The following is a 24,960-nucleotide window of genomic DNA, read 5'->3' on the forward strand; positions in this document are numbered from 1 at the left end:
TTAAAGGACTCCAGCCTTCTCCATATCGTCTCGGAGCGCCTCGATCTGCGTTTCCGCCGCCGCGGCGACGGGCAGTCGTGGATCTCCAACCTCAATGCCCTGCAGTCGCAGAGCTGCTTTCGCGAACGTTGCACCACCGAGGACTGCTTGTTGCTTTGCAAGCAAATCGATGGTGTTGGCGTTAATCTCCCGCGCACGGGCGAGGTCGCCGGCCTCGAAACTCGTGATCAATTCCCGAAGTGCACGCGGTGCAGCATGCCCGACAACGGAAATGAAGCCGGTGGCACCCATTGCAAGCCACGGCAGGTTCAACGGGTCGTCGCCCGAGAACCACGCCAGGTCAGTGTTCTGGATCAACCCAGCGGCTTCGAAGAAATCCCCCTTAGCGTCTTTCACCGCCTGCACGGTGTCCAGCTGCGCCAACTCTGCGATCGTTGGACCCGCAATCGGAATTCCGGATCGACCTGGGATGTCGTAGAGACAGATAGGCAGATCCGTCGCTTGTGCGACGGCCGTGAAGTGGGCAAGCAAGCCGGTCTGTGACGGCTTCGAGTAGTACGGGGTGACCACAAGCAGCGCGTCAGCACCTGCGTCTCTCGACGCCTGCGCCAGCTCAACCGTGGTGCGGGTGTTGTTTGTACCCGCTCCTGCGATCAAGCGTGCCCGATCCCCTACTTCTTCTTTTACTGCCTTGAGTAGCTCAAGCTTTTCTTCGACAGTCGTTGTCGGAGATTCACCGGTGGTGCCTGCCAAGACGAGGGAATCCATCCCGTTGTCCACGAGGTGGGCGGCCAACTTGCGGCCTGCGTCGAGATCAAGGTCGCCGTATGCATCGAACGGCGTGACCATGGCAACGCAGGCAGTGCCGAAAACTTCAGCTCCGCGGTTAGCTCTCATAGATGTGCCCATGGGAAAATAGACTACCCCGTCCTACCTTTCTCAAGCACACCAGCACACGGACACCCTCAGGTCCGCCACTTGGTCACTACGACACGTACGGGCTGGTGGCCATGCGTGTGCCGTCGGCAAGCTCGCTAATGAGGAAATCGCTGAACAGCACCGGAGACTCCTCCCGCAGCAGCTCGAGGCAGGCGATAGCCAGTCCACGGATCTCCGTGTCAGCATGCTCCGATGCTCGAGCTGCAATGAAACTCCGCCACGCACGGAAATTGCCGGTAACCACAAACCGGGTTTCGGTCGCGTTGGGCAGCACCGCCCGCGCGGCCTGCCGAGCCTTCTTCGCACGCAGCAGCGCGTTCGGCTCGCTTGCAAGGTTGTCTTCTAAAGCCGCGAGGAGTTCGTCGTGGACGAAACGTGCTTCGTCTACAGCGTTCAAAAACAGTCGGCGCAGCTCGTCGTCGCCCGCGATCGCGTCCGGCACCACAACTTCTCCCCCGCCGGCGTGAACGTACCGCTGAGAGAGCTGTGAGAACGAGAAATGCCGGTGCCGCAGAAGCTCGTTGCCCGCCGCCCGCGACAAACCGCGGATATACATCGTCGCCGTCGCGTGCTCGAGGAGGGCGTCATGCCCGACGTCGATAATGTGGCGCAGATACGCGTCGTTAGCTCGGGTGTGAGGGTTCGGCTTGTCCCACGTTTCGTAGCACGCGCGGCCAGCGAACTCCACTATCGCCTCGGCGTCAGTCGCCCCCTCATCCACCTCCCACGCAACACCGGTTGGCATGGTGAACTTCGAGGAGGCGATGAGTTGCACGTCCAGCGTGGACTCCACTGCCATGGTTTAAAGCCCCAGGTACTTGTCTAGGCCGATTGTGAGACCCGGGTAGTCGGCCACCTGGCGCACGCCGGTCAGCACACCCGGGACGAACGAATCCCTGCCGTACGAATCCTGCCGGATGGTCAAGGACTGGTCCTGCGTGCCAAAGATGACCTCTTCGTGGGCGACCATGCCCGTCATACGCACCGCATGTACATGCACGCCGTCCACGTTTGCTCCGCGCGCACCGTCCAAGGACTGCTCGGTGGCATCTGGCATGGGATCCAAACCCGCCTCGCGCCGAGCGCCGGCAATGCCCTGGGCAGTCTTAATAGCGGTACCCGACGGCGCGTCAAGCTTGTTCGGGTGGTGGTACTCCACCACTTCGGCTGATTCAAAGAACGGCGCAGCCTGCTTCGCAAACGCCATCGTTAATACTGCGGAAATCGCGAAGTTCGGCGCGATTAGCACACCGACCCCGTCCGACTCCGCACACCAGCGGCGAACCTGCTCGTAGCGTTCGTCGTCGAAACCAGTCGTGCCCACCACGCAGTGAATGCCGTGCGAGATGCAGTACTCGAGGTTATCCATCACAGCATTGGGCGTCGTGAAATCAACAATGACCTCAGTACCCGTCTCGACGAGCGCATCCAGCGAATCGCCATGGTCAATTTCTGCGACAAGCTCTAGGTCCTCGGCGGCCTTCACACCCGCCACGACGGCGGATCCAACGCGCCCTTTCGCACCCAGTACTCCAACTTTCATGGTCACGATTCCTTTACATTTGGGCATTTTGCTTGTCGACGATCTATTTCGCGCTCTTATAGTGAGGGCATGAACCGATCGTCGATAAGCATAATGCTCCTTGCTTCCCTGGCCCTGACTGCATGCAGCCAAACCGCAACCACTGACGGGCCGACGGTCACCGAGCCCGCCGAGACCACCGTGGTCTCGACAACGAGCGTGGCGGCGCCGACTACCGTTTCCGCCTCCGCGAGCGGGAACTCCACCGTGAGGTTCGCGGACGACATGGAGACGCAGGGGGCCTTTAGCACGGAGGAAGTGCGTATTCCTCCGCAAGGCGGCGAGCTGGTGATCCAAGATGTCCGTGCAGGCACGCACGATGGCTTTGATCGAGTGGTGTTCGAATTTTCCGGCTCAGGCAAGCCCGGCTTCATCGCCGGATACAGCCCTGAACCGCGGCAGCAGGCTTCCGGCAACGAGGTTGAGGTTCCTGGGCAGGCTTACCTTGAGCTGATGATCCAAGGAACCCCCATGGGGCAGATGAGCGAGCGCGAAGATCTGGTTGGTATTGGGCCGGTTCGAGTCTCGCCGGATGGCGGGCTGGTTGGAGCCGGTAACGTCGCCGGTGTGGTGCACGGGGGCGTGTTCGAGGCGGACACGCAGTACTTCATCGGCGTGGACTCCGCGCGCCCCTTTAACGTCTACGCACTGGAGAACCCGACCCGCGTCGTCGTCGATTTTCAGCGGTAGCCCCTTCAGCTGGATGGCTCGCCCGGAAGCGGCGCGCGTGCGCCTCATGGGACCCGGCGTGGATCGCGACAACGATGCCCTCGGGTGGCACTGCCCGGAATGAGCGCTGAAAGTAGCGGCGCTCGAACTTTTTGAGAAAAGTGTCTCAGGTCACCGACCCAATGGATTATGATCTAAGCGAATTCATAGGTTCCAGTCCTGAGAGGTTCACCAGATGTTCAAACCGTATCGCCGCCCGAGGGTCGCCGTGATAGGCGCTGGGGTGGCCGGGTCGAGCGCGGCGGCAGAGTGCGCATTCTCTGGCTTTGACACAGTACTTTTTGAAAGACGTGAAGCAGTTGGAGGCCACTTCCTGGACCCTGATGCTGGCAAAGTGTCTCGCCGTTTCCATCACCGGACTCCGTATCTGAAGAAGACGCGGACAGATGGAACACCTCAATCGCTAGTCAAGCACCTTGATGCGGCTGTTGAGGCAAGCGGAGCAACTTTCCGCGGTTCGACTGAGGTCACCAGCGCTCACTTCGACGAGCCGGAAGGCAAATGGGTAGTCACCTTCACCGGACCGGACGGCACCGAACAAACCGACTCGTTCGACATCTTGATTCGGGCGACGAGCGAACCATCGCCCTGGATCGAAGTCCCCGGTCGCAAGCACCAGGACGTCGACGATCTTTACCTGCACCAGGGAGTCGAGGTGGTTGGGCCGCCCAACTTGCTTTTTGTGGACGGTCCGCACGCCTCCGATGCTCGTCTCGAAGGTAAGTCCATGGCGGTGGCCGAGGCACGCGCAGACTACTGCCGCCGCTATGCGCGACAGCTTGAGATCCGCGGCCCGGGTGCAATCACGGTCAAGCAAGACAGGTGGCTGGTGCAGCCCGGAATGCTCAGCGGACTCAAGGGCGTGTTGCACGAGTTCGACCCGTATCCCCACGCGTTCAGCCAAGCCTCAAATTACGTATCTGAAGACCGCCGTGCAGCGAGAAAAACTGCCGCTACAAGTGAGTGACCATCACGCAAGCACCTAATGCTAAGGAGACACAATGACCACCGTTGATCCGCATCCTCAAGCCGATGCTTCAGTAGAAGGCGATGCCGCCAGCCGCGACGCCTCAATCCACGACCAGCTTCCACCACTGGGCCCTGATGCCATCTTGTGGGACCGCTTCGGTGACTGGCGCTCGCTGTTCGTTGCGCTGTCCGCGGGGCTACTGCAGATCGCCCAGAAGGACATCAGCCGATCGCTGGTGCAGCAGTCGAACGTCTTTGACAACGAAGTCGCGCGTCTGGTTCGCTCCGCTTTCCCCATCATCCGCACTGTGTACGAAGGCCCCGAAGTGGGTGCAATGATCCGGGACTTCCACAAGAACGTCAAGGGCACTCACCCAGACGGTTCGCGCTACCACTCGTTGAACCCGGAGGTGTACTACTGGGCGCACGCAACCTTCTCTGTCATGCCGCTGCTCCTAGAGGGCAAAATGTCGCCAAAGATGTCGCGCAAGGAGAAAGAGCAGTACTTCCAAGAGTGTCGCACTTGGTACACCTTCTACGGTGTCGCAGAGCCAGACGATGCACCCACGACGTACGCAGAATTCGTCGACTACATGGACCGGATGTACGAAACGCTTGGACCGAGCGAGACCATCGACCGTTCCCGCATTGTCAACGGCCTAACCCTTGATCCACCGACCCCAGACGTGCCACGTTGGTTGTGGAAGCCTATCGCACCAATCGCCGGCAAACTCCTGCTGTGGGCAGCCATTGGACTGCTCCCGGAGAAGGTCCGCGACATCGTTGGCCTCGAATGGACCTCGAAAGATCAGCGCCGTCTGGATATCTTCTCCCGCGGTGTTCGAACCGTGTTTGCCGTGTTGCCGCGTCAAGCGCGTATGGTTCCGATCGCGACGCGAGCCTTCGCCAAGGCAGAAAAGACCGGTGAGGTACTCGAACCCCAGCACTTGCGCTAGTACCTCTTAATGGAGCAAGCAAAAAGGTGCCGGGTATCCCGATGCCTTTTTGCATGTAGGCAATGAGCGAGACAAGAAGCTACTACCTCGAGGCAGACAGCTCAACGCCGGGAGCGTTGAAGTTCATGCCGTAAAGACTCACCATCTGAAGGGTGACGTTTCGTAGTGAAATCTGGTCCATGACAGCGTTTGGCACATTGACTTGGGGGACATCATTGGGAGTTGGGATGCCAAGTTGATCCAGCACTGAAACAACCGTGCCGTTGAGATCCACTGCAACCGGGACTGTAGAAGCATTTGCGACCGCAGGGGTGGCGGTAAGCCCGGTGGCAATTACGCGCACCGGTCCGTTAGCAACAGTGGTGTCAATCGGCCCGGTGGCAAGGAACCCGTCGTCCAAGAGACCAGGGATGGTGAGTCCCAGGTTCTTGGCAACGAGTTTGTCACCGGAGAGAACCAGGACCCGCTGGATTGTTCCCCCGACCGGAAGCTCCTCCAGGGTCACGTGAACGCTGCCGGTCAGTACAACACTATCTGCGGTGACGACGCTGACATTGCCCGAGGGTGAGGGCTTACCGGGAGGCGGCACTTCGTCAGTTGCAGGAGAGACGATTTCACCGAGGCCCGGCACAGTAACTGAATCCGGGATTGGAATGTGCGGGGGCTCACCGGGACTTGGTAGTGCCGGCGGCTGCGGCAGCTGAGGCGGAGCGGGGATGCGCGACTCCAAGTCGACGAGAATATCGCTCGGTGTTGGCACCTGTGGCAGACCGACTGGCAGAGCTGCGGGGGCCGGAGCCGGTTCCTGCGCGTAGACCGTGCGCGATTCCGCGAGGCTCAGTCCAACAACGGTGACGCATCCGATGACAGCGATGATGGACTGCGCGGTCGACCCTGTGATTACCCTCGTCGAGCCTCCGGTGGGCGGGATAGCACGCGCTGAATCACCCTGGGTAGCGGGCGCGTCGGCCGCCTCGGCTGCCGCACCATCTGTCGCGTTCATACCCCTGTGCGATCGACGCTTCCTCCGTGGTTTTCGGTCCCCGCTCTCCCAAGCGAGTGCGAGTGAGCCACCGATGATGCCGGTGAGCGTTCCGATAATGAAACCGCCAATGTTTGAGGCAGGTAACGCAATAAGAGCTACCAATATGCTGAGGACACCGAGGTACACCACCGCGGCTGGTTGCAGCCACATCCCGAGTCCGAACATGATCAGCAAGGCACCGATTAGCAGTGTCGAAACACCCGAGATGGTGGAAATCATCACCAGCAAGTCCGAAATGCGGATGGTGAAGTAAGCCGGGGCGAGCATGATGATGCCCGAGATGATGACGAGGAGCCCAGGCCAAAACGGTCTCGAGTTTCGCCATGCGGCAAACCCGGTGCGGCTGGTTCCGGAACCGCCTGCGCTCTTGGCGTTTTCGGCTACCTGAGTGGGCCCGGGCGGAACCGTATCGATCTCATCATTACGAGCGAGATCGTCCTCAATGTAATCGTCGAAGTCGTCCCGCTCATCCTTGACGGATTTAGCAGGCATTCTCGTGACCCTTCTTCACCGTCACGGTGACACCCTTAGCGCTGAGCTTCTTTGCACCCACCGCAGTGGCCTTGATGTCTTCTGCGCTCAGCGACACTTTGCTGGAATAGAGACCCCATGCACCCTCACTTGCCGACGGAATCACCTGCGAGGCATCGATGCCCACTGACGCGTCAGTGAGGTTCAGCGCGCCCTTGATGTCGCTGGCGCCGACCAGCAAGTCGGCGACTTCCACGCTGCCGTCGCCCTTCGCGATGAGCTGCAACGTACCTTCCCCCACCGCAGGGATGTCAGGAAGTGTCGCCGACAGGCAGAGGTTCGAGGCCACCGCATGACCAAACTTCAGTCGGGCAACCGGGATATTGTCACCGGCCATGTCTTCTTTGTCCATGAAAAGGGAAAAGTCTTCTCCCTCCAGGTGGCTCATGCTGACCTTGAAGAAGGTTCCCGAAAGCGCCAGGTTGGCTGTCAACCCACCCTGAGCCACTGCAACACCCGTCACACCGAAGGCAAGCATGCTCACCGTTAGCGCTGCGGCCGCCTTCTTGCCATTGATTCTGCCCATCGGGATGCCTTTCTCAGACGAAATGCCGGGCGCATACAGAACGGTACGCCCACTCAGGTGATTATTAATTTCAACACACTAACACGCTCCCTAGGTCTACATCACAATTTCGCCACGTCTAGCTCGTTACGTCGTTCTCCCATGGTCAGGACAACAAAGCCATCTTCGGGACGCTTCGTTGCAACCCAAAATCGACCCCAATCCTTATCGAGTGACTCACACTTCAGGCGATAGGGCACTGTGCTAGCGTTCACAGTGAGTTCACTGCCCCAGCTAGTTCAAGGAAGCTGCATATGTCTAACGCATTGTCGACCGGCCGCAATAGTGACGGCCATAAGAGCGAGCACGACGAAAACGGTCGGCCCGATTCCGGTGCCGCTACCGACTTCGACTCGCTCGAGAAATTCGACGATTCGAGCAACCGCGGGAAGCGGGAGCTGAAACGCGCTCCGCTCGGCCCAGATTCGCTGCTTTGGAAGTGGGGCTCCGACAACCGCATTCACTTGCTGCGCGGCTACACCGGCGTGCTGCAGAATATGCATCCGGCAATTGGTCAGTCCCTGCTGGACCACTCGAAGTTCTTCGAGGAGCCATTCTCTCGCCTCGAGCGCTCCACCCCGCAGATTATTTACTCGATCTATGACGATGGCACCCGCGCGAAGCAGATCCGCGACTACCATCACGGCATTAAGGGCACGCTTCGCGACGGAACTCGTTACCACTCGCTGAACCCGGACGTGTACTGGTGGGCGCACGCCACCTTCGTCTGGCGTGTGATCTGGGCACAGGAACTCTTCGGCACCCCGTTCACCCGCGAGGAGAAGGAGCAGATCATCCAGGAGGGTGTGACGTGGTGGGACATGTATGGCATGTCGGAGCGCCCTGTGATCGACACCCTCGACGGTTATATCGAGTACTTCAAGGAGATGGAAAACACCGTCCTTGAGCGCAACGAGACCGTCGACTTTGCCCTACGTACTGCCCGCGTGGAACCGGTGAGTCCTCCGGACGGTGTGTCGCAGCGGGTGTGGAACGTCATCTGGAAACCGATCATGCGCTCGGTCATCTGGATTACCTACGGCACCCTCAACGACAAGCAGCGCGAGATCCTCGACTTGGACTGGACTGAGAAGGACCAGAAGCGTTTCGACCGTCTGGCAAACTTCATCCGCAAGGCGTTCGAGAAGCTGCCGGAAGATAAGCGCTACATGGAGCCTGGTCGCAGCATGATGATCAAGCACGGCATGATCGATGGCGAATACAAAGAGCCTAAGCTTGCTGCACCATACGGTCACAGTGAAGAGACCGCAGAGGGATCCGACGCAAAGACCGATAAGAAGGACGGCCCTTCCGACGAGGCCCGAGCCGCTGGTTGCCCGATCTAAATCTGCTTATTCACGATCCGCCCCAGTACCGCTGACACTGACTGCCGGTGACAGCCGGTGCCTGGGGCATCGTGCTTTCCGACACCCGCACTTCCGAGAGAAAAGATCATGATTCCGAATCGTTTGCAAGAACGCCCGCTGCCCGAAGACTTCGCTCGAAAACTCCTCCTGCACTCCACCAACGCAAAGTCCGGATCGTTGGACAAAGGTGAGCTTCGGGAGGTGACCTCCCCATTTCTCAGCGAGCCGTTGGGGTTCGTCGGCGTCGGCTCGGCGGATGACGTGATTAAGGCTTTCGAGCTTTCCCGCCGCGCACAACAGCAGTGGCAGGAGCGCAGCATCGCTTCGCGCGCCCGCGTTTTCAAACGCTTTCACGATTTGGTCAAGGCGCACCGCGATCTGCTGGCCGACATTGTGCAGCTTGAAACCGGCAAGGACCGCACCGCCGCATACGACGAAGTCCTAGATGTGATGAACAATGCGCGGTACTACGCCAACAATGCGGAGAAATTCCTGGCAACCAAAGACCAGGCCGGTGCTTTCCCAGTGATCACCAGTACGACGCTGCAGCGGGTTCCAAAGGGAATCGTCGGGCAGATCAGCCCATGGAATTACCCCTTGGCGCTGGGTGTCTCGGATGCAATTGCGGCGCTGATCGCCGGCAACGGTGTTGTGGCGAAGCCGGATTGGCAAACCCCGTTCTCCAATCTGATTTCACTGCATCTACTGCTCAACGCCGGTTTGCCGCACGACCTCTTCCAGATCGTTACCGGCTCCGGTGAAGTCGTGGGCCAAGCGATCGCAGAGCGCTGCGACTACCTCATGTTCACAGGGTCAACAAAGACCGGCAAGCTCCTCGGCAAGATCGTCGGCGAGCGTCTCGTCGGCTACTCCGCAGAACTCGGTGGCAAGAACCCGATGGTCATCGCACCGGACGCGGATATCGCCCGTCACATCGACACCATCACCACTGCATGCTTCTCCAACTCAGGCCAGCTCTGCGTGTCCATCGAGCGGATCTATGTTCACAAAGACATTTACGACGAGTTCTTGACGGCGTTCACGGCAGCCACCGAGAAGCTCACACTGGGGTCCGGGCTCAACTGGGATTACAACATGGGTTCACTGATCAACCAAGATCAGCTCGACCGCGTCACAGCGTTTGTGGACGACGCAGTGGTCAAAGGCGCGACGGTGATCACCGGTGGCATCGCTCGCCCGGACGTTGGTCCATTCCACTTCGAGCCCACCATTCTCGCCGACCTCGGTGAAGGCACCAATCTCGAGACCCAAGAGGTGTTTGGCCCGGTGGTGTATGTCAAGCGAGTTGCTAGTCTCGACGAAGCGGTTGAACTTGCCAACAGCACATATTACGGATTGAACGCCTCTGTCTTTGGCGCGGCGGAGACTGCTGAGCGCCTCGCTTTTCAGATCGAATCGGGCAGCGTCACCATTAACGACGGCTACGCTGCAACGTGGGCCTCAATCTCCACGCCACTTGGCGGCGTAAAGGAGTCCGGCATGGCGCGCCGGCACGGACCAGAAGGCATCACCAAGTACACCGAGGTGAAGAACATCGCGCAACAGCGAATCATGCCAATGCGCGGGCCGAAGCAGATGCCGCGGAAGTACTACGGTCAACTGATGACCACCGCTCTCGACTTGGGTAAGAAACTCAAGTTCCTGCCGTAGCCGACTCCCCGCCATCGTGCAAGGAGATTCCGCATTCCCCTGGTTGATCAAACGGATTCAGCGTAACGGTGGTGCCACCCACGCGTCCTCGCAAATACCCGGCATGGAGGCGGCAAATATACGGTGGCGGCACCGCGCCGTCCCTCCTAATGAAGGGGCATGAGCACAAACCCAATTCACCCGATTCTCGGATGTACGGATCGAACCCGAGCACAGCCAGCTCGTCGAGTAGCGCTTCGATGGTGCTCACCGTCGATTGCGACTCAGCCAAACCTGATGCAGCGCTTCGTGCCGCCGCCCATGCCCGACCAATGCCCTCTGGGTCAGTTATGCCACTCCCACCGCTGTCGAGTGTGCCGGCGAGCAGACCAATTAAATCGATGTAGGCATCAGCGATGGTCGCTTGTTGTGGAGTCCGCACACGATATTGCAGGGCCGGCCTGCCCCGGCCGGAAGTTTTTACGGGCGTGGCGGATACCAACCCGCCGTCGATGAGTGAGTCCAAGTGCCCTCGCACAGTATTTGGGTGCATGTTCAGGGCCTTGGAAAGGAGCGTCACATCGGCAATCCCGCCGTTTTGGTGAAGTACACGAAGGATTTCATGTTGCTTTGCGCTTGAGACGGCGCCCTCTCCGATGAGCGCGGCTGTCGACTGAGGCGGCGAGGTTACGTCGCCGTTGTGATTGCTGTCTCCCACCGTTGTAAAGCCTTTCTGGAAGTACGCAGCGACATCCTTTGTCGCAAAGAATTGTACGATAAAAACCGTGAAAAATAGTGTGGCCGCGCACATTGCGTGGCAGACGGCCCTCGCAGTCTTGATTGGTGCGTGGATACTCATTTCAGCGCTCCTGTGTATGGGGGCACTGAAAGGTGCGTCGATTTCTTGGTGGGCATGCATCCACGCATTCACTCTTGGCGCGCTGACCACTGCTGTCATCGGGTACTCTACCCACTTCACAGCAGCGCTCACTCGCGGGCCACTGCAAGCCTTGTGGCCGCTGGCAGTCAAAATCGCGCTACTACAGGGTGCTCTGATAGTGATGCTCCTGCGCCCCGCTTGGACAACGGTGCACACGATGGCGGCGTGCCTCATCGCTGCGGTAATGCTCTGGCATGCAACAACGCTCGCGCGAATGCACCGGAAAGCCTTCGCCAACCACCTTGCAACCACCTCGTGGTCCTACGTCATCGCCGCCTTACTGCTCGCACTTGCGATCGGGTTTGCCATCGCGGCGCAGTTCGTCGATAGGCATGACCCGTTGATCGCTGCACATGCGCGCTCCGCAGTGTGGGGTTTTGGATGGATCACTCTCGTGGGAACGGTGATCACGTTTCTACCGACTGTCGCGGGAGTACCCATGGTCTCTCGATTTCAACACGCGCGAATCTTCGCTGCTTATGGCGTTCTGGTGGTGGGGGCTTCAGCTTGCATTGCGGCTGGCTGGTCACGCACAGGGGGCGTATTCCTGGCGGGTGCCGCGGTGGTGTCGGCGTGGGTTCGAGGGTGTCCGATTCTTTGTGTGCGGGGGCTTGGTTTACAAGTAGTCCGCGAATCGGTCGGGGTAAGCCACGGCTAGTTGGTTGATGGCTTGTTTCCACCCGGTGGCTTTCGCTCCTTCAATATAGCCGTTGCACTCAACGTCGCGCTTGGCTTTCTTCGCCCGCTGCGCAGCGCGCTTGTCCTCGATGTTGCAGATCATCAACCACAGCGTCTTCAACGCCGCGGTATCGTTCGGGAACTGGCCCCTGTTACGGGTAGCTTTACGCAGTTCAGCATTCAGCGACTCGATCGAATTGGTGGTGTAGAGCACCCGCCTGGCCGCAGGCGGGAACTGCAGAAACGGCACGAACCGCTCCCAAGCGTCGCGCCAGACTTTGACCGACTGGGGGTATTTTAGGCCCAGCTCACTGGCCTCGAAAGCATCCAGGCTGGCGCGTGCCGTCTCCTCATTGGGAGCGGTGTAGACCTCACGCAGCGCGCGAGAGACGCCTTTGCGGTCCTGATACGACACCCACCGGTTCGCCGCCCGAATCAGGTGCACGATGCAGGTCTGCACCATGGAATTCGGCCAGGTTGCCTCCACGGCTTCTGGCAGGCCTTGGAGCCCGTCGCAGCAGACAATGAACACGTCCTGGACCCCGCGGTTGGCCAGATCTGCGCACACCGATGCCCAAAATGCGGCGCCTTCATTGTCAGCGATCCACAATCCCAGGATGTGCTTGATGCCGTCCATGTCGACACCAACCGCCATGTAGCAAGCCTTGTTGACCACGCGGTGGCCGTCACGGATCTTCACGCGTAGCGCGTCGAGGAAGATCACTGGGTAAAACTCGTCGAGCTGGCGGTTTTGCCAGATCATGACCTCTTCTAAGACCGCATCGGTAATGGTGCTGATCGTATCCGGGCTCATATCCACCCCCAGGGTGGTGGCGAGATGGTGCTGGATATCTCGCACGGTCATCCCGCCGGCGTACAGCGAGATAATCATGTCGTCGAGCTCTGTGAGCCGACGGGAGCCTTTGGGCACCATCTGCGGGGTGAACGTGCCCGCGCGATCCCGTGGCATCGTGACCTCAACAGGGCCGTAGCCGGAATCGACGGTCTTGGTGTACGACCCGTTTCGGTGGTTGCCACCACCAGCATCTGTTACCTGGGCTTTCGCTTTGCGGTCGGAGTGTTCGTAGCCCAAATGGGCATCCATCTCCGCCTGCAGGCCGGCGTTGATCGACGCCTGCAAAAGCCCCTTGACCAGCTCGCTGGCGTCGTCGGTGGAGGTGGACAGCTCCCCGATGAGCTTTGCGAGCTCGGGGTTATCCATCAGCTTCTCGCTGATCTCGTTGACCCTGGACGGGTCGTGGCTTTTCTTCGGTGACACAGTAGTCATTATCGGTGAAACTCCTTCAGATCAGAGCCTCACACACAAACTTCCTGGCACCCTCGTGGGTTCTGTTTCCGACAATCACGCAGGTCATCCGTGCCGACGCATCCCTCAATGCCGCCTCCCTCCACATCACTTGTGGCATCTTGTGGGTTCTTGCCTGCATGATCGGGGACGCGGTCGCACTCATTGCCGGCTCTACTGCGCGCCTCGGCACGGCAGGAGCGCTACTTGCTCTTCTTGGCGCTGGTTTTGCACAGTCCGTATTGGGGGCGACATCGCAGCTTGTGCCTGTGCTCACTGGTTCTGCAGCGGCCCGCGATCGTCTCGCGGCGGGTCTTTGCTTTCGCGCAGCGATGCTCAACTTCGGCGGGCTGATCGCCATCGCAGTCTCTCCGGCCGCCGGCGCGGCTTTCATGGCCGCAGCGATTATTTGGCATGTCATAGCCTTGTCGACCTCGATAGTGAAAGTGAAGCGCAACGTATGAACAATCCCAACATGACTACCCGCGCAGCCCAAGTTGTTTCACGACGCGCTGATGTACTCGCATGGTTAATTGTCGCCGCATTAATCACGACAGCTACGATCTGCGCACTTGTGCGCGGCGAATCGTCTCAGTCCCCGGATGGTCCAGCGCTGCAAGATATCCGCATCACCGGTATGGAATTCACCCCGTCTAGTATCGAAGTCGATTCGTCGACTCATGTGGTGCTGCGAATCACTAACGACGACTCGCGTGAACATAACCTGAAGCTCGGCAGCGGCTTCACTGGCCCTATCTACCCAGGTGACTCTGTGGTTTATGATTTCGGCACGTTCGAATCTGACACGCAAGGCTGGTGCACCAAGGCAGGCCATAAGGCGATGGGGATGGTCTACGACGTGACCGTCCGCGAATAAGCTATCTCGCAGCAATCACAGCTCGTTGTGCACGAACTCCGCGTCCTATCAGCGGCAAAAACGCGGTAAGGCAGCCGAACACCACCACACTGAACGCGATTTTCGCGATCGAACTCGGCACAACGAGCCAACAGCTCAGCGCAACGTTGAACAACACGACGCGGAGTATCCCGCCACGATTCAGCTCAGAGAGACCCGCCCGCGTAGCCGCTGGCCCTCCACCCATCGTCGTGGGAAGCAGGTAGCTCATGGTCCCAAAAAGCAGTTGCGCCGCGAACCCGACGAGAAGCGGAAGCACCGGTGCGCTGCCGGGGAACCCAAACTCGTCAGCAGAAAGAATTCGAACGCCCAACCAAACCGCTGCGGCAACCAGCCAGACAACCGCGGCGAGTGCAGAGAGACTCCAGTAAGTAGCCCGTTGTTTACGCTCCCCCACAGTCCCCAACACAGCAGCCACCCATGTCTGCAGCGCAAACGCCCATGCCCCCGCATAACACAGCACGCCCGCCCCTACGGCGATCTTGTTCCCTGCCAGTGCTCCAGCAACTCCAATAACAATGCCCAGGCATGCGGCACCAAGCATGGTGCCTGGCCTGTCCAATGTGCGGTTAACACGCCACATGGCAGAGAAGAGCACCGTCAGCGACGACGCAGCAGCCAACCCCACGAACCCACCAAGGTTGCACAGTAGATGCGCCACCAAGATCCGGTTTTGCCATTGGCCCGGCAAATCGATCGCCAGGGCGATGCCGAATATCGCGCCGATAACGAGGAAGACAGCAGAGGCCACGTATCCGCCAACCACGGGGCGAAATCGTTGTGCCTTGCCAGCAGCCTGGAGCTGGCGAAAGATTACCAAACCATGCCATGCAACAGCCGCACACACGACGACCGCACCGCACGCCGTGATTTGCCAGTGCCGTTCAAAAACCGGCCGAATGATCTGGCCCGCTAACACCACCAGAATGCCAAGGTTCAATAGCCGCGACCGCAACAGCTGCGCAGGGCGAGCGTCGTCATCGAGCCGACGGTGTAGAAAGCGCTCGGTGAGGTTCTGGGACCAGACCGTGATCGAGTTCGTCAGAATGCCCAGTGTGAAAATGTGGACGAGCAACCACCGTGATTCCGGTATCAATGGATGCGCTAGTCCTACGGCAAGAAACACCCCGATCCACACTGTGACGGGGCGCGACACCTTACGGTGCCAGACCCGGGGATTCCAGCGTTGGGCTTCCCGCCCCGAAGCAGCGGCTCTCTCCGGCATGCTGGAATCCTATCACGCAATTTCTACGGACGGATCCGGGTTAAATGATGCCTCTACGCCCCGTCCTCGACCGGGACGAGGGAGATCTTGCCGCGGTTATCGATGTCGCGGATCTCCACCTCAACTTTGTCACCCACGTTGATCACGTCTTCGACGTTCTCGATCCGGGTGTTGCCGCCCAGGTTGGAGATGTGGATCAGGCCGTCAGTGCCAGGCAGGATAGACACAAACGCGCCGAACGCCACGGTCTTGACTACGGTGCCCAGGTAGCGCTCCCCCACCTTCGGCATCTGCGGGTTCGCAATCGCGTTGATCTTCTCAATCGCAGCGTCGGCGGCAGAACCCTGGGTGGCTGAAACGTAGATCGTACCGTCGTCCTCAATGGTGACCTCGGCGCCGGTGTCCTCGGTGATCTGGTTGATGGTCTTGCCCTTCGGGCCGATCACCTCACCGATCTTGGACACTGGCACGGTGACCGTAGTGATCTTCGGTGCCAGCGGGCTCATCTCGTCCGGGCCTTCGATGACCTCCGCCATCGTGTCCAGAATTGCTTCGCGGGCGTCACGCGCCTGCTCCAGCGCATTCGCCAGCACGTCGGACGGGATGCCGTCGAGCTTGGTGTCCAGCTGCAGTGCGGTGATGAACTCACGGGTGCCGGCAACCTTGAAGTCCATGTCGCCGAACGCGTCCTCGGCACCAAGGATGTCCGTCAGTGCGACGTACTCGGTTTCACCGTTGACCTCGCCGGAGACGAGGCCCATCGCGATACCCGCGACCGGGGCTGCCAGCGGCACGCCCGCGTTGTACAGCGACAGGGTCGAGGCGCACACCGAACCCATGGAAGTGGAGCCGTTGGAACCCAGCGCCTCTGACACCTGGCGGATGGTGTACGGGAACTCCTCGCGCGATGGAATCACCGGGGTCAGCGCACGCTCCGCCAGCGCACCGTGGCCGATCTCGCGGCGCTTCGGCGAGCCCACACGGCCCGTCTCACCGGTGGAGTACGGCGGGAAGTTGTAGTGGTGGATGTAGCGCTTCGACGTCTCCGGGGTGAGCGAATCGATCTGCTGCTCCATTTTCAGCATGTCAAGCGTGGTGACACCGAGAATCTGGGTCTCGCCGCGCTCGAACAGCGCCGAGCCGTGGGCGCGAGGGATGAGCTCGACTTCCACCTCGAGATCGCGGATGTCGGTGATTCCGCGGCCGTCGATACGAAAGCCCTCGGTGAGAATCTTTTCGCGCACGATGTTCTTCATCACGGCGTTGTAGGCGGCGCGGATCTCCTTCGACGCGGCGGAGCGCTCGTCAGCCTCATCGTCGTCAATGTCGAACTTGTCCATGAGATCGTCCTCGATCTCCTCCATGTATGCGTTCGATGCGTCTTCACGCTCGGCCTTGCCCGCGATGGTCATGATCTTGGCCAGCTTCTTCGCGGCCTTTTTCTCTACTTCGGAGTACACCTTGTCGGAGTAGGCCGGGAAGAGCGGGAACTCCTTCTCACCAGCTGCGCACTGATCTGCCAGCGCATGCTGCGCCTCGCAGAGTGTTTTGATGTACGGCTTCGCAGCCTCGAGGCCTTCAGCGACGGTCGCCTCAGTGGGAGCCGGTGCTCCGTCTGCCACCAGCTGGACCACGTTGGCACCTGCGCCAGCCTCAACCATCATGATGGCCACGTCCTGCTCGGTCTTGCGGCCGCGCTTGCGCTCCACAATGCGACCGGCAACGACCATCTCGAACAACGCGCGCTCGTGCTGAGCGTGGTTCGGGAAAGCCACCCACTGTCCCTCAGGATGCTTGTCGTCTGCAATCAGCGCCATGCGCACGCCACCGACTGGGCCGGACACCGGCAGACCGGACAGCTGAGTCGCTGCGGAAGCGCCGTTGATTGCTACGACATCGTAGTACTCCTCCGGGTTCATGCTCATGACGGTGACCACGACCTGCACCTCGTTGCGCAAACCCTTGACAAAGGTTGGGCGAAGCGGACGGTCGATCAGACGGCACGCCAGGATCGCCTCGGTGGACGGGCGACCTTCGCGGCGGAAGAACGAGCCCGGGATCTTGCCGGCTGCATACATGCGCTCTTCCACATCAACGGTCAGCGGGAAGAAGTCAAAGCCCTCGCGCGGCTGGTTCGAGGCAGTCACGGTAGACAGCATCATCGTGTCGTCGTCCAGGTAGGTCGTCACCGACCCGTCTGCCTGGCGCGCGAGCTGGCCGGTTTCAAAACGGATTGTGCGCGAGCCGAAATCGCCGTTATCGATCTGGACCTCGGCTTCGGTGATACCGAACTCCTCATCAACAACGACTTCGTACGAGTTCTTCGGGGTGAAGTTACGCAAAAAGATCCCTCTCCTCGGGTGCAAATCGTGGCGATCCTCGGTGCCGCCCATGTGTGCTTCTTTGTCTTTACATGCAACGTTTTGACATACTACCAGCTCGCACAGCTTTACCCCAGCAACAAAAAAGCCCGCCTTCAAGCAGGCGGGCAAAAGCTTTTCGCTTATCGACGTTGCGCTTAGCGGCGCAGACCGAGTCGCGCAATGAGCTCGCGGTAGCGCTCAACGTTGTTCTCGCGCAGGTACTTCAGCAGACCGCGACGGCGGCCGACCAGCAGCAGCAGACCACGGCGGGAGTGGTGATCGTGCTTGTGGTACTTCAAGTGCTCGGTGAGGTTGTTGATGCGCTCGGTCAGCAGCGCAACCTGTGCCTCCGGGGAACCGGTGTCGGTCTCGTGCAGGCCGTACTCCTTGAGGATGCCTGCCTTCTGCTCAGTGGACAAAGCCATGAGGAATTCTCCTTAGTTATTTCAGTCCGCATCTTCTGCTGCCTGAACTGCCGCGGACCGCAGTACAAGCCGGGTGAAGAGTTTACCTGGATGGCGTGGCAGCGGCCAAATCGGTGAGTCGGCGCATAAACTCGCCCAAGAAGCGCTGAACGTCAACCGCGACCGCCACATGCGCGGTTTTCTCCGCGTCGTTCAGCCTGGTTTCGTCGCCAATCGTGCGGCCGCGGGTCTCGCCCTCGGTGTCCGTTTTCATGTTGATGTCGATGGTGGTCACCAACGTTGGGTCCACCGCTACACCGACGGCCAGCGGGTCGTGCAAGCCACAGCCGCCGAGGTAGGGCGCGGTGGTCTCGTACGCCTTGATGTAGTAGTTCGTTGCCGCGGCCAGGAAGTCACCACCGGTGGTCCCAAGCGCCTCCCACTTCGCAGTCTCCTCTGTGGTGAGCAGCGTCTGCAGGGTGACATCAAGGCCGATCATGGTGATATCGCCGACACCGCGGAAGACCATGTCGGCAGCCTCGGGGTCTTGGTTGATGTTCGCCTCAGCCCAAGCCGAGACATTGCCCGGCACGGTGAGCGCGCCGCCCATGTTCACAATGTGGGCGTTGGCAGCGAACTCCGGGTTCGCTTCCATCGCAGCAGCCACCGTCGTCAAAGGCCCCACCGGCACAATCACCAGCTCGTCCCCGTACTCGCGCACGGACTCAACCATGAAGTCCACGGCGGACTTCGCCTCCACCTCACGCTTCGCGTCCGGAATCTGGGCTTCACCGATGCCGTTCTTCCCGTGGATGAACTCGGAGATCTCGAGCACCTCGAAAGAGTCCTTGGCGCGTGCATGGCCCGGACCCGCGTACACGGGAACATCCTCGCGGCCGAACAGCTCCAAGATCGCGAGCGCATTGCGGGTACCGGTGGGCACCAGCACATTGCCGTAGGTGCCAGTGACACCGATCAGTTCAAGCTCCTCCGAACCGAGTGCATATGCGATGGCGAGTGCGTCGTCGATGCCGGTATCTACGTCGAGGATGATTTTTCGTGCCACGGGAGAGCGCCTTTCGTCGTGAAGGGTGTTTCGGAGCCGGTGTTAAACGCCTAGGGTATCGCGAGTGCGCGCGACATCGCGGGCCATGTGCTCGAGCAGCTCATCGACGGTGTCGAACTTGACCATATCTCGGACCTTTTCCACGAACTCAACCCGCGCCATCCTGTCGTATAGGTCGGCATCGCGGTCCAGGACGTAGGACTCCACGCTGCGCCGCTCGTCACCGAAGGTGGGGTTGGTGCCCACAGAGATCGCGGCCGGGTAGCGCACCCCGGGTTCCATGTCGCCGGCGATCGGGCCGTCGTCGATGATGGTCAGCCAGCCGGCGTAGACCCCGTCGCCGGGGAGTGCCGCAGATTCAGCTACATACTGGTTCGCCGTGGGATAGCCCAACTCGCGGCCCCCGCGGCCCGCACCACGCTCAATCATCGCGATCACGGAGAACGGCCGGCCCATGTAATCGGTGGCCACATCCAAGTTTCCGCCCGCGAGCTCGTCGCGAATCGCGGTGGAACAGATGCGCACGCCCCCGTCGGAAAGTAGGCGCACGATGGTCACATCCACCCCGTACTGTTCCCCGAGCTGGGCCATGGTCTGTGCGGTACCGGCGGCATCGCGCCCGAAGGTGAAGTTCTCCCCCACGATGATGTGGCGGGCACGCAGACGTTCAGCGAGCACGTCGCAGAAGTACTCCTCGGGGCTCATCCCGGCTAGCTCAACGCGGAAATCGATCACCAGCAGGTAGTCCACACCTAAATCAGCGATAATCCGGGCGCGCTCTTCCAGAGGAAGCAGGACGGACGGCGCCGAATCCGGGGCGAAGATCGTGCGCGGGTGGGGGTCGAAGGTCATCACCACGCTGGGCACGCCGAGCTCCCGCGCGGTCTGGACTGCCTGAGAGATCAACAACTGGTGCCCGCGGTGTACCCCGTCGAAGACTCCAATGGTGACGACGGTGCCGGTAGCGCCCCCTGCGCCCCCTTCGCCTTCGGGTTGACCGAAATCAGCAGGCGCCTCGTCGAGACCATGCAAAATCTTCACGCGACATAGAGTACGGCATACTGAAAAACCATGACCGATCCCCTCGCAGCATCCGGAATCGTTGTCGTGGACAAGCCCGAGGGCATGACCAGCCACGACGTTGTCGCCCGTCTGCGCAGGATCTTCGGCACTCGAAAGGTCGGCCACGCCGGCACCCTCGACCCGATGGCCACCGGTGTGCTCGTCGCCGGCATTGAACGCGGCACGAAGCTCCTCGCCCACCTGGTCGCCGAGGACAAGGTCTACGAAACCACGATCAGGCTCGGCGCCGCGACCACTACCGATGACGCCGAAGGCGAAGTCACCGCAACCACGGACGCAAGCGGCGTCACCGATGAGCAGATCGCCACCGCTATCGAGCACCTCACCGGCGACATCATGCAGGTCCCAGCCACAGTGTCCGCCATCAAGATCGACGGCAAACGCGCCCACGAGCTCGCTCGCGCCGGCGAGCAAGTGGACATCCCTGCCCGCCCGGTCACCGTGCACTCGTTTGAGTACACAGTTCGCCGGGGAGAGCACGTCGACATCGACGCGCGCGTGCACTGTTCCTCCGGCACCTACATCCGCGCGCTCGCAAGAGACCTCGGTGAACATCTTCAGGTCGGCGGGCACTTAATTGCTTTGCGACGCCTGCGTGTCGGCCCCTTCTCCCTCGACGAGGCCAGCACGTTGACGGACCTTGAGGCCTCGCCAGCTCTGTCGCTTTCCATGGATGAGGCGCTCACCCGCGGCTGGCCGGTGCTCGACGTCACCCAAGACGAATACGAAGCCCTCGCCATGGGCAAATGGCTCGAGCCGCGGGGACTCAAGGGCGTGCACGCTGCTCAAGGACCCGACGGCCGCGTTGTAGCGTTGGTCAAAGAGCAAGGCAAACGACTTGCGACGACGTTTGTCGCCCGCCCGTCGACGCTGAGTTAACGCCCCCGTCTCCCGCGCTCACTCGAGAAAAGCAGAGGCGATGACGTAGCCGCCTCGAACGACCCAGCGGCCCTCAAAATACGGTGCTGGCGTGGGGCGCGCGAGCAGCTGCGAGGTGAACGTGCCGTCGGTGCGGATCTCGATTTCCGCCTCGTCGAAACCTAACCAGCGTCGCGTCAGCGGGAACCAGCACTTGTACGTGGCTTCCTTCGCGCAGAACAGGAGGCGGTCAGCCCACTCGTGGCCGTCCTGCTGCATCTGGTAGACCATCGTGAGTTCGTTCTCGCGGGCGATCTGGCGCAGCACACCGTCGGGGAGCGGTTTCGCCGGCTCCGCGTCGAGCCCCATCGAGCGCACTGTGCGCGTCGGAGCTGCAACCGCGGCGCGCAGGCCATCGGTGTGCGTCAACGAGCCGGTGAATCCTTTCGGCCAAAGCGGCATGCCGCGTTCGCCCCGGAGGATCGCCTCCGTCGTCGTTAAGCCAAGTTCCTTTAATGCTTGATGGGCGCACCATCGCGCATCGCCGAACTCCCCTTTTCGAATATCCCTGGCCTCGGAGACCTGGGCCCGTTCGGAGGGCAGCAGATCGCGGTAGTTGGTCAGGTCCTGCGCATCATCGTTGCGAAGGTAAACGACACGGGCGGCCTCCGGGAAGAGAGAAAGGTCTTGCATCACGGTTTAACCTCCATCACCGGATATGGGAACGGGATGGCCTCGTGCTCCCGTGCCTCCCATTCGCGGGGGTAGCCGAGCGAAACCTCAACGTGCTTGATCCCGTCAATCTGCATGGCACCCGGCATGTGAAGGTGGCCGTAGATCACCGCGTTGGCGTGGTAGCGCTGCGGCCAGCTGCGGGTGTGGCGAGTTCCGCACCACAGTGCGATCTCAGACCAGCGCATCTTCATGGTCGGCTCCTGCACCAACGGCCAGTGGTTGATCAGGACCGTCGGCCCGTCTATCCGGGAGAGGCGTTTCGTGGTGTAGGCAAGGCGGTCCCAGCACCACGCGCGCACATCGACGAACGGGGCGATGGCGAACTCATCCGTCATCATGATGTTGCGCCGCTTCGCGGCATCCACCGCCTCCTCGACGGTCATGCCCGGGCCGCGGAACGAGTAGTCGTAGAGGGTGAACAACGGACAGATGGTGACGCCGCCGAACACCGGGTAGGGATCCTCCGGTGTAACCACGCCCATCTCACGCATGGACTGCACCAGCGCCGTGTACTTGTCGCGTCCCCGGTGCCGGTCCGCAGAGCGCGAGAACAGCTCGTGGTTGCCCGGCACCCAAATCACGGTGTCGAAGCGTTCTACGAATTTCCGCATGACGCGCACGATGAGGTCATGGCGCTCCGCCACGTCACCGGCGACGATCAGCCAGTCGCTCGGATCCGTGGGTTGGATTGCGTCAATGCGCAGCGAGTTGGCTTTCACCGCCGCGTGCAGATCGCTTACCGCCCACAAAGTGGTCATGGATAATACCTAGCACGCACGCTCAGACCCGTGCCCACCGCATCGAGCGGAATCGCCACACCACGCCGGCGAGGCGCAGGAGGACGGAGGCGAGATGGCCAGCCCAGATGCCAGTAAGGCCCCAGCCGAACTGCACGGACAGCAACGTGATCGGCACGAACGTCCCCAGCACCGAGACGATGGTGAGGTTGCGCAGAAACGCCGCATCCGAGGCACCGAGCAGCACCCCGTCGAAGGCGAAGACCACACCGCCGGACACGATCATCCCGATGAGCAGCCACCAGGGCACTGTGAGCTCAGCGAACACCGCGGCATCATGCGTGAAGATCGACTGGATCGGGCGCGCCAGCACGGCGAAGACAGCAGCGAGTACGAGCCCAAAGATCGTCGAATAGCGCGCCGCCTGCACACCCACGGATTTCGCGCGCTCAATCTGGCCGTTGCCCAGAGCTGCGCCGGTGAGTGTTTGTGCCGCGATGGCCATTGAGTCGAGCACCAGCGTGAGGAAGTTCCACAACTGGAGCATGATCTGGTGCGCTGCGAGCACCGCGACTCCGAACCTGCCCGCAACGGCGGCTGCAGCAAGGAGCGAGATCTGGAAAGACAGTGAACGCAAGATCAGGTCGCGGCCGAGCACCAGCTGCTGGGAAATAATCGACCAGTTCGGTGCCCAGCCGCCGCCGTTTCGGCCGTGTTCGCGTACCAGCACGATGAGGAAGAGGGCGGCAGCGATGCCCATGCCGATCACGTTGGCGACGGCGGAGCCAACCAGCCCGAAGCGGTCGACGAGGACGGGAAGCAGGACGGCGCCCGGAATGAGACCAGCAAGCGTGAGTTTGAAGGGCAACCGAGTGTTTTGCACGCCTCTCATCCAGCCGTTGCCTGCCATGATGATCAGTGTCAGCGGGATGGCCAGCGCGGCCACCCGCATCCAGCTTGCGGCCGCAAAGCTTGTGGCGGTGTCGTTGGTCAGCCAATACGCGATGGGCTGGGCGAGCGTCCAAATGAGCGTCGACAAGCAAAGCCCAGCTACTACCGCAACCCAAGTGGCCTGGACGCCCTCGGCAACCGCTGCTTCGCGTTTGCCCGCGCCGAAGAGCCGCGAGCTGCGCGCCGTGGTGCCGTAAGACAAAAAGGTCAGCTGAGTGGTCACCGTGGACTGGATAGTGGCACCCGCAGCAAGTGCTGCGAGTTCGCCGGTGCCCAACCTGCCCACCACCGCAGTATCCAACAAAAGGTAGAGCGGGTTGGCTGCCAGCACACCGAGTGCGGGCAATGCGAGCGCGAAGATTTGGCGCGGGGTGATTGCTGCAGTCATTTAACCGGGAAGTGCTGCCAGCAGCTCGCGAGTGATCATGTCTTGGGTTCCGTACGCGGAGTACCCCGCGGCTGGGACGTGGCCGCCGCCACCGAGCGCTTTCGCTACCTGCGAGACGTCAATGACAGAGGACCGCAGAGAGACCGCCCAATAACGCGGGGCCTGCTGCTTGAACACCACGCCCACATCGGAACCCTGGAGGGCGCGCGCGTAGTCGATGATCTGCTCGACTGCGGTTTGGCTCATCCTCGCCAACGACTCAGCGGGCACCGCGATCACGCTCACGGTCAAACCCTTTTCGCGGTAGGTCTGCATGTCCGCCAGCACCGATCCCATGATCCGCAGATCCAGCGCGCTCATGGAATCCATCAGATCCAGCGCGATCTGGCGGGTGTCGAGTCCGTAGGACACCAGCTCCGCCGCGAGCGTATGCATGCGTGGGGTGCCCCAGCGGAAGTTGCCAGTGTCCGTGACCAGGCCTGCGTAGAGGCAGTACGCCATATCCTGATCCATCACCACACCAAGGTGGGAAAACAGTTCCCGGATGATGGTGGTGGTCGATTCAGAATCAACGATCAGGTTGGTCGCGCCGAACCCGGGGTTGGTCTCGTGGTGGTCGATTACCACGACACGCTCGGGGTTTGCAGCAATCGGTTCCGCCAGCAGCCCCGTGCGGTCGATTGAGGCGCAGTCAACGGTGACCACCAGGCCGTCATCAGGCAGGGTGCCCCCATATGTCACGGTGGCAACCCCGGGAACCGTTCTGAGGTTGCCCGGATGCGGGTAGGTCTGGCCGATGAACACATCGGTCTCGATGCCAATCGACCGCAGCCCAGCGGCTAATCCGCACGCCGAGCCGACGGCATCAGCGTCGGGCTTGATATGGGCGACGACGGAGACTTTCCGCGCATCGAGCAGTCGCTTAGCGACGGCTTCGAAGCGCGACGCGTCCCCAGGAAACAACGACTCCATTCGAT

The 24,960-nt window shown here is 60.9% G+C and carries 25 protein-coding genes; 8 read left to right on the forward strand and 17 right to left on the reverse strand.

Annotated features, from left to right (window positions below):
- The 4 genes from dapA to CGLAUT_RS07430 form a co-directional block, all read right to left on the reverse strand.
- Nucleotides 1–909, reverse strand: coding sequence for a 4-hydroxy-tetrahydrodipicolinate synthase (gene dapA, locus CGLAUT_RS07415; RefSeq protein WP_290184361.1), 909 nt, complete (start codon nucleotides 907–909; stop codon nucleotides 1–3).
- A 76-nt stretch (nucleotides 910–985) separates the two neighbouring features.
- Entirely contained in the window at nucleotides 986–1,738 is a 753-nt protein-coding gene (thyX, locus tag CGLAUT_RS07420; RefSeq protein ID WP_290184363.1) for an FAD-dependent thymidylate synthase, read from the reverse strand.
- 3 nt (nucleotides 1,739–1,741) lie between these two features.
- On the reverse strand, nucleotides 1,742–2,488 hold the full coding sequence (dapB, locus tag CGLAUT_RS07425; RefSeq protein WP_095660160.1) for a 4-hydroxy-tetrahydrodipicolinate reductase: 747 nt from the start codon (nucleotides 2,486–2,488) through the stop codon (nucleotides 1,742–1,744).
- Nucleotides 2,489–2,538: 50 nt separating this feature from the next.
- Nucleotides 2,539–2,748, reverse strand: coding sequence for a hypothetical protein (locus tag CGLAUT_RS07430; protein ID WP_290184365.1), 210 nt, complete (start codon nucleotides 2,746–2,748; stop codon nucleotides 2,539–2,541).
- On the opposite strand from CGLAUT_RS07430, the gene CGLAUT_RS07435 reads away from it, so the two are divergent.
- From CGLAUT_RS07435 to CGLAUT_RS07445, 3 genes are all read left to right on the forward strand, one after another.
- Nucleotides 2,747–3,211 carry an AMIN-like domain-containing (lipo)protein gene (locus CGLAUT_RS07435; protein ID WP_290184367.1) on the forward strand — a complete coding sequence of 155 codons (465 nt, stop codon included), beginning with the start codon at nucleotides 2,747–2,749 and terminating at the stop codon, nucleotides 3,209–3,211. The two genes, CGLAUT_RS07430 and CGLAUT_RS07435, sit on opposite strands and share 2 nt — an antisense overlap.
- 214 nt (nucleotides 3,212–3,425) lie before the next feature.
- Nucleotides 3,426–4,217 (forward strand): NAD(P)-binding protein, encoded by a 792-nt coding sequence (locus CGLAUT_RS07440; RefSeq protein WP_290184369.1) that lies wholly within the window; start codon nucleotides 3,426–3,428, stop codon nucleotides 4,215–4,217.
- 34 nt (nucleotides 4,218–4,251) lie between these two features.
- Complete coding sequence (locus CGLAUT_RS07445; RefSeq protein ID WP_290184370.1) at nucleotides 4,252–5,175, forward strand: oxygenase MpaB family protein; 924 nt, start codon at nucleotides 4,252–4,254, stop codon at nucleotides 5,173–5,175.
- Nucleotides 5,176–5,257: 82 nt separating this feature from the next.
- Here CGLAUT_RS07445 and CGLAUT_RS07450 read toward each other — a convergent pair whose 3' ends face one another.
- Together CGLAUT_RS07450 and CGLAUT_RS07455 are read right to left on the reverse strand one after the other, a co-directional pair.
- Nucleotides 5,258–6,712, reverse strand: coding sequence for a DUF6114 domain-containing protein (locus tag CGLAUT_RS07450; protein WP_290184371.1), 1,455 nt, complete (start codon nucleotides 6,710–6,712; stop codon nucleotides 5,258–5,260).
- Entirely contained in the window at nucleotides 6,702–7,277 is a 576-nt protein-coding gene (locus tag CGLAUT_RS07455; protein WP_290184372.1) for a DUF6230 family protein, read from the reverse strand. Before CGLAUT_RS07455 ends, CGLAUT_RS07450 begins: the two co-directional genes overlap by 11 nt.
- A gap of 293 nt (nucleotides 7,278–7,570) precedes the next feature.
- On the opposite strand from CGLAUT_RS07455, the gene CGLAUT_RS07460 reads away from it, so the two are divergent.
- Both CGLAUT_RS07460 and CGLAUT_RS07465 read left to right on the forward strand, forming a co-directional pair.
- On the forward strand, nucleotides 7,571–8,662 hold the full coding sequence (locus CGLAUT_RS07460) for an oxygenase MpaB family protein (RefSeq protein WP_290184373.1): 1,092 nt from the start codon (nucleotides 7,571–7,573) through the stop codon (nucleotides 8,660–8,662).
- 111 nt (nucleotides 8,663–8,773) lie between these two features.
- On the forward strand, nucleotides 8,774–10,354 hold the full coding sequence (locus CGLAUT_RS07465; protein ID WP_425551694.1) for a succinic semialdehyde dehydrogenase: 1,581 nt from the start codon (nucleotides 8,774–8,776) through the stop codon (nucleotides 10,352–10,354).
- Here the strand turns inward: CGLAUT_RS07465 and CGLAUT_RS07470 are convergent.
- Together CGLAUT_RS07470 and CGLAUT_RS07475 are read right to left on the reverse strand one after the other, a co-directional pair.
- Nucleotides 10,338–11,192, reverse strand: a complete 855-nt coding sequence (locus tag CGLAUT_RS07470) for a helix-turn-helix transcriptional regulator (RefSeq protein WP_290184375.1) — start codon at nucleotides 11,190–11,192, stop codon at nucleotides 10,338–10,340. The two genes, CGLAUT_RS07465 and CGLAUT_RS07470, sit on opposite strands and share 17 nt — an antisense overlap.
- Nucleotides 11,193–11,889: 697 nt before the next feature.
- Complete coding sequence (locus CGLAUT_RS07475) at nucleotides 11,890–13,239, reverse strand: IS256 family transposase (RefSeq protein WP_290184376.1); 1,350 nt, start codon at nucleotides 13,237–13,239, stop codon at nucleotides 11,890–11,892.
- Between the two features lie 158 nt (nucleotides 13,240–13,397).
- On the opposite strand from CGLAUT_RS07475, the gene CGLAUT_RS07480 reads away from it, so the two are divergent.
- Complete coding sequence (locus CGLAUT_RS07480; RefSeq protein ID WP_290184377.1) at nucleotides 13,398–13,721, forward strand: hypothetical protein; 324 nt, start codon at nucleotides 13,398–13,400, stop codon at nucleotides 13,719–13,721.
- Nucleotides 13,722–13,732: 11 nt separating this feature from the next.
- On the forward strand, nucleotides 13,733–14,134 hold the full coding sequence (locus CGLAUT_RS07485; protein ID WP_157731289.1) for a cupredoxin domain-containing protein: 402 nt from the start codon (nucleotides 13,733–13,735) through the stop codon (nucleotides 14,132–14,134).
- Between the two features lies 1 nt (nucleotide 14,135).
- Here the strand turns inward: CGLAUT_RS07485 and CGLAUT_RS07490 are convergent, their stop codons facing one another.
- From CGLAUT_RS07490 to CGLAUT_RS07510, 5 genes are all read right to left on the reverse strand, one after another.
- Nucleotides 14,136–15,398 carry a copper oxidase gene (locus tag CGLAUT_RS07490; protein WP_095660170.1) on the reverse strand — a complete coding sequence of 421 codons (1,263 nt, stop codon included), beginning with the start codon at nucleotides 15,396–15,398 and terminating at the stop codon, nucleotides 14,136–14,138.
- Nucleotides 15,399–15,451: 53 nt separating this feature from the next.
- A complete protein-coding gene (locus CGLAUT_RS07495; RefSeq protein WP_232507077.1) occupies nucleotides 15,452–17,740 on the reverse strand; it encodes a polyribonucleotide nucleotidyltransferase in 2,289 nt (762 codons plus the stop codon).
- A 176-nt stretch (nucleotides 17,741–17,916) separates the two neighbouring features.
- Nucleotides 17,917–18,186, reverse strand: coding sequence for a 30S ribosomal protein S15 (gene rpsO / locus CGLAUT_RS07500; protein WP_095660172.1), 270 nt, complete (start codon nucleotides 18,184–18,186; stop codon nucleotides 17,917–17,919).
- Nucleotides 18,187–18,268: 82 nt separating this feature from the next.
- Nucleotides 18,269–19,231: a nucleoside hydrolase gene (locus tag CGLAUT_RS07505; RefSeq protein ID WP_095660173.1), complete on the reverse strand. Its 963-nt coding sequence runs from the start codon at nucleotides 19,229–19,231 to the stop codon at nucleotides 18,269–18,271.
- Nucleotides 19,232–19,273: 42 nt separating this feature from the next.
- Nucleotides 19,274–20,272, reverse strand: coding sequence for a bifunctional riboflavin kinase/FAD synthetase (locus CGLAUT_RS07510; protein ID WP_198304867.1), 999 nt, complete (start codon nucleotides 20,270–20,272; stop codon nucleotides 19,274–19,276).
- Between the two features lie 30 nt (nucleotides 20,273–20,302).
- Between CGLAUT_RS07510 and truB the strand changes: the two genes are divergently transcribed.
- The gene (gene truB, locus CGLAUT_RS07515; protein ID WP_198304869.1) at nucleotides 20,303–21,193 is read left to right on the forward strand and encodes a tRNA pseudouridine(55) synthase TruB; all 891 of its coding nucleotides are present in this window, start codon (nucleotides 20,303–20,305) and stop codon (nucleotides 21,191–21,193) included.
- Nucleotides 21,194–21,211: 18 nt separating this feature from the next.
- Here truB and CGLAUT_RS07520 read toward each other — a convergent pair whose 3' ends face one another.
- Genes CGLAUT_RS07520 through CGLAUT_RS07535 form a run of 4 tightly spaced genes read right to left on the reverse strand, consistent with a single transcriptional unit; the run spans nucleotide 21,212 to nucleotide 24,955 of the window.
- Nucleotides 21,212–21,865, reverse strand: coding sequence for a 4'-phosphopantetheinyl transferase family protein (locus tag CGLAUT_RS07520; protein ID WP_095660174.1), 654 nt, complete (start codon nucleotides 21,863–21,865; stop codon nucleotides 21,212–21,214).
- On the reverse strand, nucleotides 21,865–22,665 hold the full coding sequence (locus tag CGLAUT_RS07525) for a metallophosphoesterase family protein (RefSeq protein WP_095660175.1): 801 nt from the start codon (nucleotides 22,663–22,665) through the stop codon (nucleotides 21,865–21,867). Before CGLAUT_RS07525 ends, CGLAUT_RS07520 begins: the two co-directional genes overlap by 1 nt.
- Before the next feature lie 22 nt (nucleotides 22,666–22,687).
- A complete protein-coding gene (locus CGLAUT_RS07530; protein ID WP_198304871.1) occupies nucleotides 22,688–23,983 on the reverse strand; it encodes an MATE family efflux transporter in 1,296 nt (431 codons plus the stop codon).
- Nucleotides 23,984–24,955, reverse strand: coding sequence for a DHH family phosphoesterase (locus CGLAUT_RS07535; protein ID WP_290184378.1), 972 nt, complete (start codon nucleotides 24,953–24,955; stop codon nucleotides 23,984–23,986).
- Nucleotides 24,956–24,960 lie beyond the last annotated feature (5 nt).

Origin of the sequence: Corynebacterium glaucum (assembly GCF_030408855.1) — a bacterium.
Lineage (GTDB): Bacteria > Actinomycetota > Actinomycetes > Mycobacteriales > Mycobacteriaceae > Corynebacterium > Corynebacterium glaucum.

Coding starts and splice junctions, on each gene's coding strand:
- CGLAUT_RS07470 (WP_290184375.1), bottom strand. CDS start 11,192: ATGAGTATCCACGCACCAATCAAGACTGCGAGGGCCGTCTGCCACGCA.
- CGLAUT_RS07485 (WP_157731289.1), top strand. CDS start 13,733: ATGACTACCCGCGCAGCCCAAGTTGTTTCACGACGCGCTGATGTACTC.
- CGLAUT_RS07445 (WP_290184370.1), top strand. CDS start 4,252: ATGACCACCGTTGATCCGCATCCTCAAGCCGATGCTTCAGTAGAAGGC.
- CGLAUT_RS07450 (WP_290184371.1), bottom strand. CDS start 6,712: ATGCCTGCTAAATCCGTCAAGGATGAGCGGGACGACTTCGACGATTAC.
- CGLAUT_RS07535 (WP_290184378.1), bottom strand. CDS start 24,955: ATGGAGTCGTTGTTTCCTGGGGACGCGTCGCGCTTCGAAGCCGTCGCT.
- thyX (WP_290184363.1), bottom strand. CDS start 1,738: ATGGCAGTGGAGTCCACGCTGGACGTGCAACTCATCGCCTCCTCGAAG.
- rpsO (WP_095660172.1), bottom strand. CDS start 18,186: ATGGCTTTGTCCACTGAGCAGAAGGCAGGCATCCTCAAGGAGTACGGC.
- CGLAUT_RS07430 (WP_290184365.1), bottom strand. CDS start 2,748: ATGTCGTCCGCGAACCTCACGGTGGAGTTCCCGCTCGCGGAGGCGGAA.
- CGLAUT_RS07460 (WP_290184373.1), top strand. CDS start 7,571: ATGTCTAACGCATTGTCGACCGGCCGCAATAGTGACGGCCATAAGAGC.
- CGLAUT_RS07475 (WP_290184376.1), bottom strand. CDS start 13,239: ATGACTACTGTGTCACCGAAGAAAAGCCACGACCCGTCCAGGGTCAAC.
- CGLAUT_RS07490 (WP_095660170.1), bottom strand. CDS start 15,398: ATGCCGGAGAGAGCCGCTGCTTCGGGGCGGGAAGCCCAACGCTGGAAT.
- CGLAUT_RS07435 (WP_290184367.1), top strand. CDS start 2,747: ATGGAGACGCAGGGGGCCTTTAGCACGGAGGAAGTGCGTATTCCTCCG.
- truB (WP_198304869.1), top strand. CDS start 20,303: ATGACCGATCCCCTCGCAGCATCCGGAATCGTTGTCGTGGACAAGCCC.
- CGLAUT_RS07480 (WP_290184377.1), top strand. CDS start 13,398: ATGATCGGGGACGCGGTCGCACTCATTGCCGGCTCTACTGCGCGCCTC.
- CGLAUT_RS07520 (WP_095660174.1), bottom strand. CDS start 21,865: ATGCAAGACCTTTCTCTCTTCCCGGAGGCCGCCCGTGTCGTTTACCTT.
- CGLAUT_RS07530 (WP_198304871.1), bottom strand. CDS start 23,983: ATGACTGCAGCAATCACCCCGCGCCAAATCTTCGCGCTCGCATTGCCC.
- CGLAUT_RS07525 (WP_095660175.1), bottom strand. CDS start 22,665: ATGACCACTTTGTGGGCGGTAAGCGATCTGCACGCGGCGGTGAAAGCC.
- CGLAUT_RS07455 (WP_290184372.1), bottom strand. CDS start 7,277: ATGGGCAGAATCAATGGCAAGAAGGCGGCCGCAGCGCTAACGGTGAGC.
- CGLAUT_RS07440 (WP_290184369.1), top strand. CDS start 3,426: ATGTTCAAACCGTATCGCCGCCCGAGGGTCGCCGTGATAGGCGCTGGG.
- dapA (WP_290184361.1), bottom strand. CDS start 909: ATGGGCACATCTATGAGAGCTAACCGCGGAGCTGAAGTTTTCGGCACT.